Raw genomic sequence first — 16,861 nt, forward strand, 5'->3', positions numbered from 1 at the left:
GCCTCGATGAACTCCCCCGCGCCGCCGGCCCGTGCCCGGCCGGCACCTCCCGCCCGCCCCTTCCTGCACCGGCGCCAGCTGCGCCTGCTGCCGGGCCTGTGTCAGGCGGCCGCAGCCACAGCCGGCCTGGTGCTGCTGGCGCCGCCGGCCACCCAGCTGGCCACCGAGCCGGGATTTCTCACCGTACTGGCGCGCATGGCCTTCACGCTGGCGCTGCTGGTCGGGCTGCTGGTCGCCCTGCATGACAGCTACCAAGCCGCCCGGCAGGGGCAGGGGCCGCGCTCCAACCCCCTCTGGTGGGCCCATCTGACCGTTCTGGCGCTGCTGTGCGCGCTGGCCTGGCAGGTGGGCGAGCGAAGCTCGGCCGCGGAAGGTGCTGCGCGTGCCGAACGTGAACAGCGCAAGGAACGCGAGCAGGGGCTGCAGGCGGTGCGCGACACCCTGTCCGGCGACGATCCGGCGGACACACAAGCCGCCCTGGCGGGCTTGCCCCCGGCGGTGCGCAGAGACGACCAGGCCATGGCCGAGCTGGCCCGCATGGCCGGCCCGCTGCACCCGGAACAGCTGAAGCTGGTGATGCTGGCCACCCTGCCCGAAGGCCGCACCGCGGACTTCTTCGAGTCGCTGATGCAGCAAGCGGGCGAAGCCGGCGAGGTCAGCCTGCTATCTTGGCTGCTGGAGCAGGGCCGCGCATCGGGCAGCCGCTTCGCCGAGCCGGCCGCGCTCGGCGCGGCACTGCAGGGAGCCACACGGGCCCACTCGGTCGAAGCCCTGCAGTGGGCGCTGGGCCAGGGGGCGCCGGCCGCCGGACGCGGCCTGCTGAGTCTGTGCATCCACAGTGAGGAGGGCCGGGCCGATCCGCAAGCACCTGCCCAGGTGCTGGACCTGCTGCTGAAAGCAGGCGCCGACCCGAACGAGCAGGAAGATCGCTACCGCCTGCCCACCCCGCTGGTGACCGCGGCGAGGATGCGCGACCACGATGCCATGCGCCGGCTGCTGCGCGCAGGCGCCGATGCCCGGCTGCGCGGCACCCACTGGCCGGTGACTCCCCTGCAGGAAAGCGTCGAGCGGGGCGACCCGGAGGGTGTGCGCCTGCTGCTGCGGGCCGGCGCCGAGGCGGCAGCGGTCGTCGAACCCGACACCACCGAGCCACGCGCCGATGCCGGCACGGTCCACGCCCTGGCCCGCGAGCGGGCCGCCGCGGCCCGTCCCGCCGAGCGCAACGCACGCACCCGGGTGGCCGCGCTGGTCGAGCAGGCGCTTGCCCCGGCCTCCCACTGACCCCGCATCTTCACCGTCCATGACTGCCACGTCCTCCGGCCCCGACACCAGTCCCGATGCCACTCCGGCGTCCACGCCCGGTCCCGGCCCGGCGCCCCGCGGTGCCGGCAGCCTGCTGCGCGCCGGCCTCTGCACCTTCTGGGCCGCCGTCTTCGGTGCCCTCGCATTGCTGACCGCCATGACGGTGGCCGGCAGGCCGGCCGGAGACCAGCGCCTGGCGCTGTCGCTGGCGGTCTTCCTCGGCGGCGCCTGCGCACTGCAACTGTCGTCCGCCCGCCATACCGGCCGGGCCCTCCTGTTCCTGCTGCTGGCGCTGCCGGTGGTACTGGTCGACCTGCTCTGGCTGGCCAGCCTGGCGCTGGGTGCCTTGCTCAGCGGCGTGCAGTGGCGCATCGGCTGATCCGGCTCTGGGGATCGTTAACCCCGTCCCCGCGGCGGCTGCGTTTCACCGGGCTGATGCCGCCGCAGACTCGCCCGCCATGCCACCCCCAGACGCCCTGCCCCCGCCCGATGATCCGGCCACCGCACCGACCATCCAGTGCGGCGTCGCACCGGTCGCCTGCCCGCCCCGGGACACCGCAGCGGACGCACAATGGCGGCCCATGACGGCGCCCGACCTCCCCGCCCCGCCCGAGATGTCGCCCAGCGACGAGGCCCTGATGCTCGCCTACGCCGGCGGCGATCCGCGCGCCTTCGCCACGCTCTACGAGCGCCATGAGCGGGCGGTCTACCGATTCATCCTGCGGCGGGTGGGCAGCCTGTCGGGCAGCGGAGTGGCGGACGAGCTGCACCAGGAAACCTGGTTCAGCGTGGCCCGCCAGGCGCCGCGCTACCAGCCGACGGCTCGCTTCACCACCTGGCTCTACACGATCGCCCGCAGCCGCGTCATCGACCACCTGCGCCGGCTGCAGACCAGCGGCGGGCCGCTGCGCTCCCTCGACGCCGAGCCGGCCGATGCAGACGGCGAGCTCCCTGCCCTGGCAGCCGGGCTGCAGGCCGACAGTGCGCAGGAACCCTTGCAGCAGCTGCAGACGCGCGAGCAGGCGCGGGCCTTCCTCGCCGCGGTCGACCGCCTGCCGAGCGAGCAGCGAGAGGCCTTCCTGCTGCAGGCCGAAGCCGGCCTCAGCGTCGAGGACATCGCCAGCGCCACCGGCGTCGGTGCTGAAACGGCCAAGAGCCGCCTGCGCTATGCGCGCACCAAGCTGCGCCAGGCCCTGGCTGCATGGCTGTGAAGGAGGCCTTGTGAATTCCCGTCGAGCCGCCCAGTCCGCCCCCACCGACCCCCTGGTTCAGCAGTACCACGACGCGGTGCGGCTGGCCGAGCCGCCGGCCCGGCCCAGCGACACGGTGCGCGCCGCCATCCTGACCGAAGCCGCGCTGCAGGCCAGCGCCCGCTCGGCCGCTGCCCGGCCGCTGCCGGCCGCAGCGCCCGAGGCACCGGCCCGCCCGCACCGCCGACAGCTCGCCGCCCTGGCGTCGGTGGCGGTGCTCGGCATTGCGGGCCTGCTGGCCTGGCAGATGCAGCCGGCATCGCAGCTGGAAGAGCGCTTGGTGGCCCAGGCGCCCATGCAACCCGCGGCGGCCCCGGTGCAGCCGGCACCCGGCGGGGACGCTGCTGCCCCCGCCACGGCGGCAGCCCCCGGCGCAGCGGCCACGCCGGCCGCCCCGATGGCTGCCTTGCCTGCGCTGCAGGCAGGCGCCCAGGCACGCGAGCAGCAGGCGGCTGCGCCGTCTTCGGTGCGTCCCGCGGCACCGCAAGCGGTGGCGCGTGAGCAAACGCACACCGCGTCAAGCGATGCGGCGCCGCCTCCCGCAGCGGCCAGGGCCGGCTTGCCAACGCCGGCCGCTCCCGCAGAACAGGTCGCCGCAGCCGGCGCCATGCCGCCGCCGGCCGCGCCCCGGGCCGCTGCGCCGACGCAGGAGCAGGCCGTGGCCGACGCGCTCTCGGTGACACGGCCGGCGCCCTTCGGCTACACCCTGCCGCCGCCATTGACCGAGAGCGGTGCGCCAACCCGTGCGGCCTCGCCCGCCGACACAGCGGCGGCGCCCCCACCCGCCTCGGCTGCCGCCAGGGCTCGAACGCTGGCCGCACCGCCGTCGGACGCCGGCTTGCGCCGGGACGCTGGCGGCGCGCGTGGCGGCAAACCCCAAGAGGCGGCCCTGGCGGCCGCCGGCACGGCCGCGCCAACGCCCTCGAAGCCGTCTGTGGCAGCGGGCCGAGCCGCGCCGTTGACGGGTGATGCGGCGGCGCTTCCTGCCGCCGTAGCCGCCGTAGCCGCCGGCGAGACGGCCGAGCGGCAGCGCCTGCTGGCCGCTGGGCTACCGCCCGACAGCCGCGACGTGCAACGCCGCACCGCCTTGATGGCCGCCGCGGCCGCCGGCGATACGGCCGAGCTGCAGCGCCTGCTGGCCACTGGGTTATCGCCCGACAGCCGCGACGTGCAGGGCCGCACCGCCTTGATGGCCGCCGCGGCCGCTGGGCAGCGCCGCGCGGTGGCCCTGCTGCTGCAGGCCAAGGCGGACCCGGCCCTGGCCGATGCCCAGGGGCGCCGTGCCGTTCAGCTGGCCCGCGAGGCCGGCCACGCCGACATCGTCCAGCTGCTCGAAGCCGCCGGCGACCGTTGAGCTGCCAGCCAGCACCCCTCGGCCCTCCCGCACGGCCCATCCTTCTCACGGCACGGCCCAACCTTCTACATGGCCGCCCCCGCGTGACGGATGCCGCAGGGTGCCATGCCATGCTCGAAGTCCCGGGCTGGCGCGCCGCAAGACAATCTGGCACAATACAGCCCAAGCGCCGCAGCCTTGCGGCGCTTTTCGTTCATCCCCTCTGACCCTTTCAAGCCGGGCGCCCACACAGGTGCACTCCTCCGCGTCTTGAGTCCTGGTTGGCGGCGATGCCGTCGCACCTCCGACTCGGCCCTCGGGCCTCCCTCGATTCGCGACCCCACCTGAACACTTCCAGGCCCACATGGGCCGGGCGTGTTGCGGCGCTTCGATGTGGCTTGCTGCCACCGGCGCCTGCTTTTGCTTGAAAGAAGTCATGACGACATTTGCTTCCCTGGGTCTCAACGCCGCCATCCTGCAAGCCGTCGAAGCGGCCGGCTATACCGCCCCCACCGACGTGCAGGCGAAGGCCATTCCGCAGGCCCTGGCCGGGCATGACCTGATGGTCTCCTCCAGCACCGGCAGCGGCAAGACCGCATCCTTCGTGCTGCCGGCGCTCGAAGGCATCCTGGGTGCCCGCGGCGACAACACCAAGCGCCGCGAAAAGGGCGTGGTGCACGGCCCGCGCGTGCTGGTGCTGGCCCCAACCCGTGAGCTGGCCATGCAGGTCTCCAAGGCCTTCATCACCTATGGCCGCAGCGTGCAGGGCCTGCGTGTGGCCACCATCGTCGGTGGCGTGCCCTACCCGGCCCAGCTGAAGGCCCTGCGTGGCCCGCTCGACGTGCTGATCGCCACTCCCGGCCGCCTGCTGGACCACCTCAACTCCGGCAACGCCGTGCTGAACAACGTGCAGATGCTGGTGCTCGATGAAGCCGACCGCATGCTGGACATGGGTTTCATCGACGACATCACCACCATTGCCGACGCACTGCCCGAAGCGCGCCAGACCGTGATGTTCAGCGCCACCTTCGCCGGCCACGTGGGCGGCCTGGCCCAGCGCCTGACCCGCGAGCCGCAACGCATCGACGTCGCCTCGCACACCGACACGCACGCCAACATCGAGCAGCGCCTGCACTGGGCCGACAGCATCTCGCACAAGAACTCGCTGCTGGAAAGCATCCTGGCCGAGCGCGAGCTCGACCAGGCAGTGGTCTTCACCAGCACCCAGCGCGATGCCGACTGGCTGGCCGACCGGCTGGCCGAGATGGGCCATGCCGTCGCCGCGCTGCATGGCGGCATGCCGCAAGGCCGTCGCAACCGGGTGCTGCAGGGCCTGCGCATGCGCCAGCTGCGCGTGCTGGTGGCCACCGACGTCGCTGCGCGCGGCATCGACGTGCCCACCATCACCCACGTGATCAACTACGGCTTGCCGATGAAGGCCGAGGACTACGTGCACCGCATCGGCCGCACCGGCCGCGCCGGCCGCGACGGCCTGGCCATCACGCTGGCCGAGCGCCGCGACACGCCAATGATCCGGCGCATCGAACGCTTCACGACCCAGCGCATCCCGGCGCAGGTGATCGCCGGCCTGGAGCCCAAGGCCCCGGCCCCGGTGGAGCGCAAGAAGCCGGAAGGCTGGAAACCGGGCATGGGCAAGTCGGCCGGTGGCTACGGCCAGCGCCGTGACTTCGCGCCGCGCGGCGACTCCCGCGGCCCGGGCGCCGGCGCACCGCGCGACCGCAGCCCGTTCGAGCGTGGCCAGGGCCAGCCGGCCCGCCGCCAGCATGACGAGAACTGGTTCGAGCCGGCGCGCTCCTTCGATGCCCCGCCGCATGCGCGTGACGCGGCCCGCGGCCACGGCCACCAGAAGCCGTTCGGCGCCCACGCCGGCCATGGCGACCGCCCGGCACGCGGTCCTGGCGGTCCGAAGTTCGGCAAGCCGGCCGGCCAGAAGTTCGGCGGCGGCAAGCCTTTCGGCCAGAAGCGCCGCGAAGGCTGAGCGGCCTCGCACAAGGCACCAGAAACCGGGTCCATGCGGACCCGGTTTTTTTTCGCCAGCCGCCTGCCGCGAGGCCGTGCCGGCAAGCGTCGCTGCCGGCCGCACCACCGCAGGCCGGCGGACGCCCTCGGCGGGCCCTGCGCTACCGCCTGTCCACCCGGCGGCCCGCCCCCTATTGAAAGCCGCCGCGACGCCCCCCAGGTGAGCCAGGTCCCCACCGCTCACCTCGGGAGCCCGCATGCCCTTGCTCGTTGTGTTCGGCCTGACGGCGCTCTTCATCCTCTGGGTGTTGAGCGGGCCCTGGCGCCACCGGCGGCGTCGGCTGCGGCTTGCCAGCCAGCCCTTCCCGTCCGCCTGGCGGCGGATCCTGCGCCGGCGCGTGCCGCTGGTGGCCCGCCTGCCAGCCGACCTGCAGCTGCAGCTGAAGCGGCACATGCAGGTGTTCCTGGCGGAGAAGGCCTTCATCGGCTGCCGCGGCCTGAAAATGACCGACGACATCCGCGTGACCATTGCAGCGCAAGCCTGCCTGCTGCTGCTGAACCGGCCACCGGGCGGCTACCCCGGACTGCGGCAGATCCTGGTCTATCCGGGCGCCTTCATGGTCGACCGCGTGCATGCCGAGCCCAGCGGCATCGTGCGCGAGGAGCGGCAGGCCCTGTCGGGGGAATCGTGGTCGCAGGGCCAGGTGATCCTGTCATGGCAGGACACGCTCGAGGGAGCGGCACGGCCCGATGACGGCCGCAATGTCGTGATCCACGAGTTCGCCCACCAGCTCGACCAGGAAAACGGCCCGGCCAACGGCGCGCCGCACCTGCGCACGCTGGACGACCGGAACCGCTGGGCCGCTGTCTTCAATGACGAGTTCTACCGACTGCAGGCGCGGCTGCAGCAGGGCGAGCCGGCCTTGCTGGGCAGCTATGCGGCCACGCAACCGGCCGAGTTCTTCGCGGTGGCCAGTGAGGTGTTCTTCGAGCAGCCGGCACAGCTGGCGGCCGAATCGCCCGCGCTGTACCAGGAGCTGCAGCGCTTCTACCGGGTGGATCCGCTGGCCTGGTGAGCAGCCGCCGCGGCATCGCTGAACAGCGGGTGGCGCATGGCCTCTTCCATGCGCAGCACCGGGGTGACGCAGCAATCGGCCGGCTCGAACAGCGCCGTCCAGTGCGCCTGGGTCTCGCTGGCGAAGCGCTCGGCCACCTCCCGCCCCAGCGCTTGCGCCTCAGCGCCTCCCACCGGCAAGCCGAGCGACCAGTGGCGCTCGCCCCATTCCGGCCGGCCCAGCACCTCGCAGGCCGTGCGCCAGAACTTCAGCTCCAGGGCGCCGACCGCCATCCAGCGCCCGTCGCGGGTGCGGTAGACGTCGTAGCACGGCGCGCCCCCGGTCAGCAGGTCGGCACCGGGCGGCGGCGCTTCGCCGTGGCGCTCCACCGCCAGGCGGGGCACCAGGTGGTGCGCATGAACCTGGTGGGTCATCGAGATGTCGACATGCCGGCCGCGGCCGGTACGCTGTGCGGCCAGCAGGGCAGCCAGGATGCCGTTGACCGCGGCCTGAGTGCCACCGAACAGGTCGCCGATCTGGAAGTTGGGCAGCACCGGCCGGCCATCACGCCCGGCCATCTGCTCGAGCACGCCGGCATAGCCGACATAGTTGATGTCGTGGCCGGCCCGGCTCGACCATGGCCCCTGCTGGCCATAGCCACTGATGGAGCACATCACCAGCCGCGGGTTGGCCGCCTGCAGCACCGGCCATCCCAGGCCCAGCCGGGCCATCACACCGGGGCGAAAGCCTTCGACAAGCACGTCTGCCTCGCGCACCAGCGCCAGCAACTCCTCGCGCCCGGCAGGCTGTGCCAGGTCGATGCGGTGCAGCCGCTTGCCCTCGTTGAGCCGCCGGAAGAACAGGCCCGGCTCGCCGGCCGCCCGTTCTGCAGGGGTCTGCCACAGCGCGCGTGCCGAATCACCGGGGCCCGGGTCCTCGATCTTCAGGACATCGGCCCCCAGCCCGCGCAGATGCCAGCAGGCGAAAGGGCCGGGCAGCAGCCGCGTCAGGTCCAGCACGCGCACGCCCGCCAGGGGCGCATCGACATCGTCTCCAGCCGGGACAGGGGTGTGCAAGGTGGCCTCGCTCTCAAGAACTGGCAATCAGCCCGCGGCAGGGCCGCTGGCCACGGGCCGGGCGGGCGGCGCGGCGCCGGCCCCACCCGGATGGCGGTCTCACTCGAAGCGGCCCTCGCGCAGCCACTTGGTTGCGACCCATTTCTCGCCTTCGATCACCGGGGCGCCGCCGTGCAGCGTCCGGGTGCCCGGATGAGGCCGGTCGTAGCTGAAGAACACCGCGTTGCCCTTGATCGGGGCGACTTCGAGCTTGACGTCGGGGAAGGTCGTGCCGCCGCCCTTGCTGGGCGTGTTGAGGTACATCACCAGCGTGCCGACCCGCTGGCCGCCACGGCGCAGCACCGTCGCCGTGCCGGCGTGGGCCGGGTCGAAGTAGTCGTAGTGCGGCTTGTACTCGGCTCCCGGGCGGTAGCGCAGCACCTGCAGGCCCTCGCCGTTCTCCACCGGCCAGTGCAGCAGCTGGCCGATGCGCCGCTCGATGCGGTCGCAAAGGCTGTTCTCGCCGCGCTGGAAGAACATGCCGTCGCTGGTGCGGGCCTCGTTGACCTCGCTGGCACCGGTTTCGTTCTTCACGGTTTCCGAGCGGGCCAGCCGGCCTCCGGCCAGCGCCATCAGCTCGTCGCATTCGGCGTCGCTGAGCAGGCCGCCGAATACCACCACGCGCGGGTTCTGCATGCTCAGCAGCACGCGGACCTCATGGCCTTCGACATTCAGCGTGCTGGGCGACTGCTGGAGCTCCGGCTCGGGCAGCACCTTCGGCGCCTGCGGGGTGGCCGCCGGCAGCTGGCCGCGCTCGCGCAGGTGCTGCTCCAGGGTCTGCTCCATCGCCTGGACGGCGACTTCTTCCTGCCAGCCGCTGTCCAGCATGGCTTGCAGGACGGAGTCGGGCGTATGGCCAGCGGTGGCTTGTTCGATGATCCACTGGCGCAACTGGGGGGTGATCTGCTGGGCACTCATGGGCAGGATTTTGCAGGAAGCGGGGGCCCCTGCCATCGGGTGCTGCCCCGGAAGCGTTACACCACTTTGCGGCGAAAGACCAGGCGGTCGGGCCCCGACAGCGCCGCCTCGTGGCGGTAGCCCTCGCTGTCGAAGCCCTGCAGGTCGGCCGGCAGCGTCACGCCGCGCTCGATCGCCCAGCGCGCCATCAGGCCGCGGGCGCGCTTGGCGTGGAAGCTGATGATCTTGTAGGCGCCGCCCTTCCAGTCCTCGAACACGCACTGCACGACCCGGGCCTGCAGCGCCTTGCGATCGACCACCTTGAAGTACTCTTCCGATGCGAGGTTGACCACCACCGGCGAAACATCGCCGGCCAGCCGCTCGTTGAGGTGATCGGCGATGGTGCGGCCCCAGAAGGCGTAGAGGTCCTTGCCGCGCGAGGTGGCCAGGCGGGTGCCCATCTCCAGCCGGTAGGGCTGCATCAGGTCCAGCGGCCGGAGCACACCGTACAGGCCGCTCAGGATGGCGACGTGCTGCTGCGCCCACTGCAGCTGGGCCTCGCTCAGCGTGGTGGCCTGCAGGCCTCCATAGACGTCGCCGTCGAAGGCGAGCACCGCCTGCTTCGAGTTCGCCGTGGTGAACCTCGGCCGCCAGGCGGCATAGCGGCCAACATTGAGCGTGGCCAGTGCATCGCTGAGCGACATCAGGCTGGCAACGTCGGCCGGCGTCTTCTGGCGCAGCACCTCGATCAGCTCCGCCGCCTGCGGGATGAACAGCGGCTGGCTGTGGTGGACGGTGGTGGGGGCCGACTCGTAGTCGAGCGATTTGGCGGGCGACAGCAGGAACAGCATCGGATATCAAGGACGAAGGGCCGGCGCGAAACCGGCAAGGGGCGCAAGGTTACCAGCGTGCGGGCCGCTAGCATGCGAGGCATGCAAAAACCCATCTCCGGCGCCTCGCCCTGCCCCTGCGGCCACCCGGCGCCCTATTCCGACTGTTGCGGTCGCTGGCACGGCGGCGAACGGCGCTTGCAGGCACCGGACGCCGCCACGCTGATGCGCTCGCGCTATAGCGCCTTTGTGCTGGACCTCACCGACTACCTGCTGGACACCTGGCATCCGGACACCCGCCCGCCGGCCCTGCCGCCTGGCGAAGCCGGCCTGAAATGGCTGGGGCTGGAGGTCAGGCGGCATGAGCAGCAGGACGCCGACCATGCCACCGTCGAATTCGTCGCCCGCAGCAAGCTCGGCGGACGGGCCCACCGGCTGCACGAGGTCAGCCGTTTCGTGCGCGAGCAGGGCCGCTGGTTCTATGTCGATGGCGACCTGCGCTAAGTGCCCCGACGTGCCGCCACTGCTGCAGCTGCTGCACCTGGATCCCTGGCTGGTGGCGGTGTACAAGCCGGCCGGCCTGCTGGTGCACCGCACACCGCTGGCACGCCGCGACGAGTACTTCGCGCTGCAGCTGGTGCGCGACCAGCTCGGCGGGGCCCATGTCTACCCGGTGCATCGGCTGGACCGTGGCACCTCGGGGCTGTTGCTGCTGGCACGCGACCCGGACACGGCGCGCCGGGTCGGCCTGCAGTTCGAGTCGCACGGCGTGGCCAAGCGCTACCTGGCCTTCGTGCGCGGCTGGACGGCGGCGGCCGGCAGCGTCGACCATGCCCTGTCACGCATCGACGAGGACCGCCCCGACACCAGCCGCGGCGTCAGCCAGGAGCCGCAGTCGGCGCTGACCCACTACCAGCGGCTCGGACGCATCGAGCGGCCGGTGGCGCTCGGCCCGCACCCCAGCAGCCGCTATGCGCTGCTGGGCCTGTCGCCCGAGACCGGGCGGCAGCACCAGATCCGCCGGCACCTGAAGCACATCAGCCATCCCATCATCGGCGACGCCACCTATGGCAAGGGCCTGCACAACCGCTGGTGGGCCGAGCAGCTGGGGCTGCAGCGGCTGTGGCTGCATGCGCTGGAGATGCGGCTGCAGCACCCGCAAGGTGGGCAGCCGCTGACGCTGCGCGCGGAGCCGGGCATCGACTGGCAGCAGTTGCAGGCCCAGCCGGGCTGGGCCTGGGACGCTCCCGCCCAGGACGGCTGGCTGCCAAGCGTTGGCTGAAGCCGCGCCGGCGCCGCACTGCCGGCATGCCAGCCGCGCCACCCCTGCCGGCCACGCCGGCCTGGCCGGCATGCGGCGTCACTGCCAGCCGGCACACGTTCCCGTGCGGCAGAACAGCGACGCACTGGCCAGCCCCGCATGCACGCCCAGCGCAAGGAGCGAGGCCACCAGCAGCACCGCAGGCAACATCGCCAGCAAGCCGGGCCGCCGGCCCGCCTTGCGCAGGTCGATCAGATGGGCGGCCAGGAATGCCAGCGCGAGAACGCCTGTGCCGCCCCCCAGCAGCGTCAGCCACAAGGCACCGCCACCGCTCAGCTGGTAGCCGAAGACGCCCCACACCTCCGTCAGCACGGCACACAGCATCGGCGTCAGCACGGCAACCAGAAGACCGAACAGCAGCCGGCGTGAAGCGGGAGCGGCAAGGGGCAGCAGTGAGGTCATGCGGGCGCAGTCGGGATGGAAGGTGGCAAGGTCCGCAGCGATTGGGTGAGGACGCGCCGGTTCACCTGGACGCGGTGCGAAGCACCGTACAGCACCGGCAGCGACACCGTGACGGTCGGCCATGGCACGGTAGGCGGCATGGTAGACGCGCGAGCCTCGGCATGCCGCCCACCAGCGCCGCTGGCAAGAAACGCTCACCACGGCGCAACGCCCGGCGCACCAGCTCGCCGGGCCCGACCGCAGCCGCTGTGGCCGGAGGGTGCAGCACGTGCTCACCGGATCTCCGAGCCGGCGCCGTCCCCGACGCCGGCCGGTGCGACGGCCGCGGGGCGCCATCTGCCGAGTCCGCGCAGCGGGCAGGTGGGGGCGTCGATGACGTTCCGCAGATTGAAGTCGTCGACCACCGCGGCCTGCGTTCCGTGGCAAGCGAAGCGCACCACCACGCTCTTGCGCAGGACCGCCCGGCAGTCCGACGTGCCGGCATCCAGCCACTCATGGTGACGGACAGGGAGGGCCAGACTCGCCAGCGCCTGGCCGTTCACCACAAGGCCCGCTCCAGTGCGCATCTGCACCGCCAGCTCGCGGTTGGCCAGGTTGTCGTCCACCATCAGCACGCGGGGACGAAGGACAACACCTCCTCATCAGGCAAGGAAGGCCCGTCTCCCAATGCGGCCATGAGCTTCGTGGCGCCGATGATGTGGCATGCCGTGTCCATGCGGCCCCGCGACGACAGGAGACGCTGCGCCGCCTGGCGCGGCGCGTTGGCCCTGGCGGCATGTGTGGCGCCGCCAAAGGCACAAAGGAACGAAGGCCGGGGCAGCCCCGGCCTCCTTGGCCATCGCCGGGCGACCGCCTCGCTCTGCCTCTGCAGCCGCGGCAATGTGCCGCTGGCAGCAGGATGGCTTCGCTTGGCGGCCGCCTCGCCCGGTGCTACTGCTTGGTCCAGAGCGTGTAGCTGCCCGAGCCGTTGTAGTTGTTGATGCGCCAGCGGTAGTAGCCGGCCGGAGCGTTGTAGCTGACGCTCTCGCTCGAGCTGGGCCCGTCGCTGCCAGCGACGCGATCCCATTGGCCGGTGTTGCCGTTGTAGCGGCCGAGGATCAGGTCGAAGTCGGTGCCGGGCGCCCCTTCCAGCCATGCACGCAAGGTGCCGCCACCGAACTGAAAGCCACCGGTGCCCGGGTGGAAAGCGGTCTGCCCGGACTGCGTCAGCGAGCCGGTGTAGCGCACGCAGCCGGCGCCCGAGCAGGGCGAGGGCGGCGGGGTGGTGCCACCGTCGTGGCCGTAGTTGACCAGCCCGCGCTGGTTGGCGTAGACGCGCGTGCCGTTGCGCTCGGCATAGCCGCTGTAGGGCTGGCTGCCTTCATACCAGGTCCAGCCGCCGATGACCTTGTTGTGCACCGGCTCGGCTGCCCCGTTCGAGCCGCCGCGCCACAGTGTCCAGTGCACGTGGTCGCCGCTGGCACGGCCGCCGCAGGGCAGCTCCACGCCGATCATGCCGATGAACTGGCCTTCGCTGATGGCCTGCCCGTTGTTGATGGTGGCCTGGTTGCGCAGGTGGTAGTAGCCGGTGGTCCAGCCGTTGTCGTGCACCACCTTGATGAAGGGCCAGCGGCCCCCGGTACAGAACTTGTACGCGATGCCGCCGCGCGAGGCGAGCACGCGCCCGTCCCCGCCCCAGAAGTCGATCGCGTTGTAGGGACGGCTGCTGCCACTGTCACCATGCACGCCGGCAGTGCCCCAGGTGGACCCGCGCAACTGGAACGGCAGCGACAGGCCCACGCTCTGCGCGGCCATCATCGATTGCGCCGACTCCCGGTCCCGGGCCGCATGCGTGGACTGCCGTTGCACGAACAGCTGGCGCTCGGTCGTGCTCATGATCTCTTCCGGCGCCGTGCCCGCCAGCTCGTTGAAGCGCGCACTGTCTTCCAGGCCCACTTCCCAGCCCTGCTCGGTGCGGTGCGCGATGAACAGCGCGGTGACCGGGCTCGTGTCGTCCACGGTCGGCGGCACCGGGAAGTAGCCACCGCCGAAGATCCAGCGGCCATCGGCCGAGCGCCGCTGCACCTCCACCACCGGAGCCGGCAGGCTGCCGTAGCTCTGGCGCACCTGCTCGCCACGCTCGGCGACCAGCACCGCCGTGACGGCCGCGTCGAGGTCCAGCGTCGAGGCGACGACGCCGCTCGGCGAGCCGGTGTCGGTGGATGCGCTGGTCGTGTCGCCGCCGGTCTGCTGCTGCGCAGCGCTCGCGCCGGTTTCGTTGTTGGAGTCCGATCCGCCGCCGCAGGCGGCCAGCGTCAGCAAGACCGCCAAGCTGGCGATCGATCGTCCAAAGCCAGATCGTTTCAAGTGTCTCTCCTCTAGGTTGGTATGGCGGGCGCCACCGTACTGATCGAAGAGGTATCTTTCACTGTTTAGTTGTGGCGATGTGTACAAAGCCGCCAAGGGGCACCGCATGGTGTCACATCGAAATCTATTCGTGTTGATGTGCACAAACTCGTTATGGGCGTTGGCAAAAAGGCATCGAGGGCAGGCGCCCGCAGCACCGAGCGTGAACCGCCCGATGGCAGGGTCGAGATGTATCAGGCACACCCTTGAATGAGGGGGGCCCGGCAAGGCCGGCGCGGCGGTATCTTGGTGTCGCTCCTCCGGCGGGCGCCGCGGGCCGTTCCTCCTTCGATCCGAGGCAGATCACCATGGATGCACATCACGACAGAGGCCGCAAAGCGGCCACTCTCATGCCCTCCGGCGAGCGGTTCGACAGCCCGCGCAACATCGTCCGCCTGTGCGCCACCGCGCTGGCGGCGCGCTGCTGTGCCAGACCGCGGCGAGCCGCGACCTCATCTCCGGCGAAGTGGGCATGAAAGGGTTGACCTTCACCGTGGTCGATCTCAACCTGAGCGACGGCATCGACGCCGGCTACACCCCACTGCCTGACCCGAACTCGTTCGCATGGGCCTCCGGGGACGTGCGCAACCGCGCCGGGGTCTGGTCGGACTTCACCACTCACTGCTGCGGCTTTCCCGTGCCTGTGCAGATGCGCCAGAACGACTGGGTCGCAGCGAGCATCGATGCCGCCGGCAACGCGGTTGCCACGGCCCGACTGGAGGGCCGCCACGAGACGGCCAGCGCCTATTTCGGCATCTCGACCTACTCGGAGCCCGAGCGGCAGTTCCTGCTGGCGCCCTACACCCAGCTGTCAGTCAGTGTGGAGGTATGGATCACGCTGGACGATGCCGGCGCCATCTCATCCCGCTCGTATTCCAACTACGGCTCCGTCTTCCTCGCAGGCGCCATGGCGGAAGGCAGCTGGACCATGGCCGATGCCTACCTGTTCGCGCAGCGTGATGGCACACCGAGCAGGCAGCACCTGAGCGAGCGCCTCACCGTGACCTTCACCAACGACATGCCGGCGTACACGGAACTGGGGCTCCAGATCAACGGCGGGCTCCTGCTGGAGGCCATCCCGGAGCCTTCCACCTATGCCCTGTTCGGGCTCGGCCTGTCATGCATGGGGTTGCTGGCACGCCGCAGGCGACCGCGGCCGTCCTCCAGCACCCGGGTGCCGCTACCACCCGACCCGGCCTTGCCCGCCTGACCGCGAAGCGGCTTCTTTGAGCACGGCCCTGCGGGGACGCATGCGCGGCGAAACGCAGTCCGCGATGGCCGTGGGCAGCGGCCACCGCAATGCCCGCCCCGGCCAGCCCGGCACCACCGGAGCCGCTCGGCATATCCTTGGCACATGCAGAGAAACACCCGACAACGCTCGGCCATTCGCGAGGCCATCGTGGCCGCCGAGCGCCCCTTGCTGCCCCAGGAAGTGCTGGAGGCCGCGCAGCCCTCGGTGCCCGGGCTGGGCATCGCCACGGTCTACCGCAACCTCAAGTCGCTGGTGGAGGATGGCGTGCTGCAGGCGGTGACCCTGCCGGGCGAGAACCCCCGCTTCGAGCCGGCGGGGCGGCAACACCACCACCATTTCCAGTGCCTGCGCTGCCAGCGGGTGTTCGACGTCCATGCCTGCCCGGGCGACCTGTCGCGCCTGGCGCCGGCCGGCTTCACCGTCGAAGACCACGACCTGACCCTGTACGGACGCTGCAGCGACTGCGCAAAGAAGACCCGCAGGCGCGCCACCGCCGGCAGGTGACTCCGGGGCAGTGGCCCGTGCCGATACCGATACTGCCGCCAGTGCAGGCGATGCAAGGCGGCTGCATGCCGGCGCAGCCGGTTTCATGGCCCTGGCGCCGGCTCACTTCGCCTGGGCGGCGCCACCTGCCCCGACGGCGGCACAGCCCGCACCTGACGCGATGCCAGGCGACGCGATAATTCGCCGGCGCACACAGGCCGGCCAACGGCACGCAGGGCTCTGCCCTTGTGCGCCGGCGGCCCGGCCGCATCATGAAGACATGCAAGGAATCCTGTGGATCTGCTCTTTCTCGGCACTTCGTCCGGCACACCCACCCAGCAACGCAACGTCACCGGCCTGGCCCTAATCGAGGAGAACAGCAGTGCCTGGTACCTGGTGGACTGCGGCGAAGCCACCCAGCATCGCCTGCTGCAGTCGCCGCTGTCGGTGAACGACCTGCAGGCGGTGTTCATCACCCATGTCCATGGCGACCATTGCTACGGGCTGCCCGGGCTGCTGGCGAGCGCGGGCATGCTGGGCCGCAAGCAGCCGCTGCCGGTGATTGCGCCGGCGGGCATCGAGGGCTGGATCGAGTCGACCCGGCGGCTGACCCAGCTGCACCTGCCCTTCGAGCTGCAGTTCATCGCCACCGAAACCCTGGCGGACTGGCGGCACCGCAACTGGCGGGTCGACGCTGTCGAGCTGTCGCACCGCGTGCCGTCGTTCGCCTACTGCTTCACCGAAGCCAGTGTGGAGCCGAGCCTGGACACTGAACGGCTGAAGCAACACGGCCTGCCACAGGGGCCGCTGTGGGGCCAGCTGAAGAAGGGGCGTGATGTGAGCCACGACGGCCGCATCTTCCGCAGCAGCGATTTCGTCAGCCAGTTGCATGCGCCGAGGCGGGTGGTGGTGGCCGGCGACAACGACCGGCCCGAACTGCTGGCCGATGCCTGCCGCGGTGCCCAGGTGCTCGTGCATGAGTCCACCTACACCGAGGACGTCGCGGCCAAGGTCGGGCCGGGCGTGGGTCACAGCGCCGCGGCCTGGGTGGCGCGCTTTGCCCAGTCGGCCGCGCTACCGCACCTGCTGCTGACCCATTTCAGCGCTCGCTATGGGTCGGATGCCAGCCAGTCGCCCTCCATCGAAGACGTGCGCCAGGAAGCGCAGGCCCACTATGGCGGCCGCCTCTTCCTCGCCGAGGACCATGCGCGCTATCGGCTGAACCGGGCCGGCCACCTCGACCGGCTGGCCTGAGC

The 16,861-nt window shown here is 71.4% G+C and carries 17 protein-coding genes; 11 read left to right on the plus strand and 6 right to left on the minus strand.

Annotated features, from left to right (window positions below):
• Positions 1-6 precede the first annotated feature (6 nt).
• From N7L95_RS25090 to N7L95_RS25115, 6 genes are all read left to right on the plus strand, one after another.
• Positions 7-1,281, plus strand: a complete 1,275-nt coding sequence (locus N7L95_RS25090; protein ID WP_301260351.1) for an ankyrin repeat domain-containing protein — start codon at positions 7-9, stop codon at positions 1,279-1,281.
• Positions 1,282-1,300: 19 nt separating this feature from the next.
• The gene (locus tag N7L95_RS25095; RefSeq protein WP_301260352.1) at positions 1,301-1,681 is read left to right on the plus strand and encodes a hypothetical protein; all 381 of its coding nucleotides are present in this window, start codon (positions 1,301-1,303) and stop codon (positions 1,679-1,681) included.
• Between the two features lie 202 nt (positions 1,682-1,883).
• Positions 1,884-2,513 (plus strand): sigma-70 family RNA polymerase sigma factor, encoded by a 630-nt coding sequence (locus tag N7L95_RS25100; protein ID WP_301260353.1) that lies wholly within the window; start codon positions 1,884-1,886, stop codon positions 2,511-2,513.
• Between the two features lie 10 nt (positions 2,514-2,523).
• The gene (locus tag N7L95_RS25105; protein WP_301260354.1) at positions 2,524-3,906 is read left to right on the plus strand and encodes an ankyrin repeat domain-containing protein; all 1,383 of its coding nucleotides are present in this window, start codon (positions 2,524-2,526) and stop codon (positions 3,904-3,906) included.
• 415 nt (positions 3,907-4,321) lie between these two features.
• Positions 4,322-5,884: a DEAD/DEAH box helicase gene (locus N7L95_RS25110; RefSeq protein WP_301260355.1), complete on the plus strand. Its 1,563-nt coding sequence runs from the start codon at positions 4,322-4,324 to the stop codon at positions 5,882-5,884.
• 238 nt (positions 5,885-6,122) lie between these two features.
• Complete coding sequence (locus tag N7L95_RS25115) at positions 6,123-6,941, plus strand: M90 family metallopeptidase (RefSeq protein WP_301260356.1); 819 nt, start codon at positions 6,123-6,125, stop codon at positions 6,939-6,941.
• Here the strand turns inward: N7L95_RS25115 and N7L95_RS25120 are convergent.
• From N7L95_RS25120 to yaaA, 3 genes are all read right to left on the minus strand, one after another.
• Positions 6,914-7,996, minus strand: coding sequence for a CaiB/BaiF CoA transferase family protein (locus N7L95_RS25120; RefSeq protein WP_301260357.1), 1,083 nt, complete (start codon positions 7,994-7,996; stop codon positions 6,914-6,916). The two genes, N7L95_RS25115 and N7L95_RS25120, sit on opposite strands and share 28 nt — an antisense overlap.
• Positions 7,997-8,095: 99 nt before the next feature.
• Positions 8,096-8,953, minus strand: coding sequence for a 2OG-Fe(II) oxygenase (locus N7L95_RS25125; protein WP_301260358.1), 858 nt, complete (start codon positions 8,951-8,953; stop codon positions 8,096-8,098).
• Positions 8,954-9,009: 56 nt separating this feature from the next.
• Positions 9,010-9,783 (minus strand): peroxide stress protein YaaA, encoded by a 774-nt coding sequence (gene yaaA, locus N7L95_RS25130; protein WP_301260359.1) that lies wholly within the window; start codon positions 9,781-9,783, stop codon positions 9,010-9,012.
• A gap of 81 nt (positions 9,784-9,864) precedes the next feature.
• Here yaaA and N7L95_RS25135 point away from each other — a divergent pair, with 81 nt between their 5' ends.
• Positions 9,865-10,266 (plus strand): YchJ family protein, encoded by a 402-nt coding sequence (locus tag N7L95_RS25135; RefSeq protein WP_301260360.1) that lies wholly within the window; start codon positions 9,865-9,867, stop codon positions 10,264-10,266.
• Positions 10,250-11,044 carry a pseudouridine synthase gene (locus N7L95_RS25140; protein ID WP_301260361.1) on the plus strand — a complete coding sequence of 265 codons (795 nt, stop codon included), beginning with the start codon at positions 10,250-10,252 and terminating at the stop codon, positions 11,042-11,044. Before N7L95_RS25135 ends, N7L95_RS25140 begins: the two co-directional genes overlap by 17 nt.
• Positions 11,045-11,122: 78 nt before the next feature.
• On the opposite strand, the gene N7L95_RS25145 is transcribed toward N7L95_RS25140, so the two are convergent.
• The 3 genes from N7L95_RS25145 to N7L95_RS25155 form a co-directional block, all read right to left on the minus strand.
• Positions 11,123-11,485 (minus strand): hypothetical protein, encoded by a 363-nt coding sequence (locus N7L95_RS25145; RefSeq protein WP_301260362.1) that lies wholly within the window; start codon positions 11,483-11,485, stop codon positions 11,123-11,125.
• A 272-nt stretch (positions 11,486-11,757) separates the two neighbouring features.
• Positions 11,758-12,093 (minus strand): hypothetical protein, encoded by a 336-nt coding sequence (locus N7L95_RS25150; protein WP_301260363.1) that lies wholly within the window; start codon positions 12,091-12,093, stop codon positions 11,758-11,760.
• 322 nt (positions 12,094-12,415) lie between these two features.
• Positions 12,416-13,795: a M23 family metallopeptidase gene (locus tag N7L95_RS25155; RefSeq protein WP_301260364.1), complete on the minus strand. Its 1,380-nt coding sequence runs from the start codon at positions 13,793-13,795 to the stop codon at positions 12,416-12,418.
• A 547-nt stretch (positions 13,796-14,342) separates the two neighbouring features.
• Here N7L95_RS25155 and N7L95_RS25160 point away from each other — a divergent pair.
• The 3 genes from N7L95_RS25160 to N7L95_RS25170 all read left to right on the plus strand — a co-directional run bounded on the left by N7L95_RS25160 (position 14,343) and on the right by N7L95_RS25170 (position 16,859).
• Positions 14,343-15,080 carry a PEP-CTERM sorting domain-containing protein gene (locus N7L95_RS25160; protein WP_301260365.1) on the plus strand — a complete coding sequence of 246 codons (738 nt, stop codon included), beginning with the start codon at positions 14,343-14,345 and terminating at the stop codon, positions 15,078-15,080.
• A gap of 144 nt (positions 15,081-15,224) precedes the next feature.
• Positions 15,225-15,626 (plus strand): Fur family transcriptional regulator, encoded by a 402-nt coding sequence (locus tag N7L95_RS25165; protein ID WP_301260366.1) that lies wholly within the window; start codon positions 15,225-15,227, stop codon positions 15,624-15,626.
• A gap of 273 nt (positions 15,627-15,899) precedes the next feature.
• Positions 15,900-16,859 carry a ribonuclease Z gene (locus tag N7L95_RS25170; protein WP_301260367.1) on the plus strand — a complete coding sequence of 320 codons (960 nt, stop codon included), beginning with the start codon at positions 15,900-15,902 and terminating at the stop codon, positions 16,857-16,859.
• The last annotated feature ends 2 nt before the right edge of the window (positions 16,860-16,861 follow it).

It is taken from the genome of Eleftheria terrae, from assembly GCF_030419005.1.
GTDB classification, from domain to species: domain Bacteria; phylum Pseudomonadota; class Gammaproteobacteria; order Burkholderiales; family Burkholderiaceae_C; genus Caldimonas; species Caldimonas terrae.

Coding starts and splice junctions, on each gene's coding strand:
- N7L95_RS25135 (WP_301260360.1), top strand. CDS start 9,865: ATGCAAAAACCCATCTCCGGCGCCTCGCCCTGCCCCTGCGGCCACCCG.
- N7L95_RS25125 (WP_301260358.1), bottom strand. CDS start 8,953: ATGAGTGCCCAGCAGATCACCCCCCAGTTGCGCCAGTGGATCATCGAA.
- N7L95_RS25115 (WP_301260356.1), top strand. CDS start 6,123: ATGCCCTTGCTCGTTGTGTTCGGCCTGACGGCGCTCTTCATCCTCTGG.
- N7L95_RS25100 (WP_301260353.1), top strand. CDS start 1,884: ATGACGGCGCCCGACCTCCCCGCCCCGCCCGAGATGTCGCCCAGCGAC.
- N7L95_RS25165 (WP_301260366.1), top strand. CDS start 15,225: ATGCAGAGAAACACCCGACAACGCTCGGCCATTCGCGAGGCCATCGTG.
- N7L95_RS25140 (WP_301260361.1), top strand. CDS start 10,250: ATGGCGACCTGCGCTAAGTGCCCCGACGTGCCGCCACTGCTGCAGCTG.
- yaaA (WP_301260359.1), bottom strand. CDS start 9,783: ATGCTGTTCCTGCTGTCGCCCGCCAAATCGCTCGACTACGAGTCGGCC.
- N7L95_RS25095 (WP_301260352.1), top strand. CDS start 1,301: ATGACTGCCACGTCCTCCGGCCCCGACACCAGTCCCGATGCCACTCCG.
- N7L95_RS25150 (WP_301260363.1), bottom strand. CDS start 12,093: ATGGTGGACGACAACCTGGCCAACCGCGAGCTGGCGGTGCAGATGCGC.
- N7L95_RS25145 (WP_301260362.1), bottom strand. CDS start 11,485: ATGACCTCACTGCTGCCCCTTGCCGCTCCCGCTTCACGCCGGCTGCTG.
- N7L95_RS25110 (WP_301260355.1), top strand. CDS start 4,322: ATGACGACATTTGCTTCCCTGGGTCTCAACGCCGCCATCCTGCAAGCC.
- N7L95_RS25090 (WP_301260351.1), top strand. CDS start 7: ATGAACTCCCCCGCGCCGCCGGCCCGTGCCCGGCCGGCACCTCCCGCC.
- N7L95_RS25160 (WP_301260365.1), top strand. CDS start 14,343: ATGAAAGGGTTGACCTTCACCGTGGTCGATCTCAACCTGAGCGACGGC.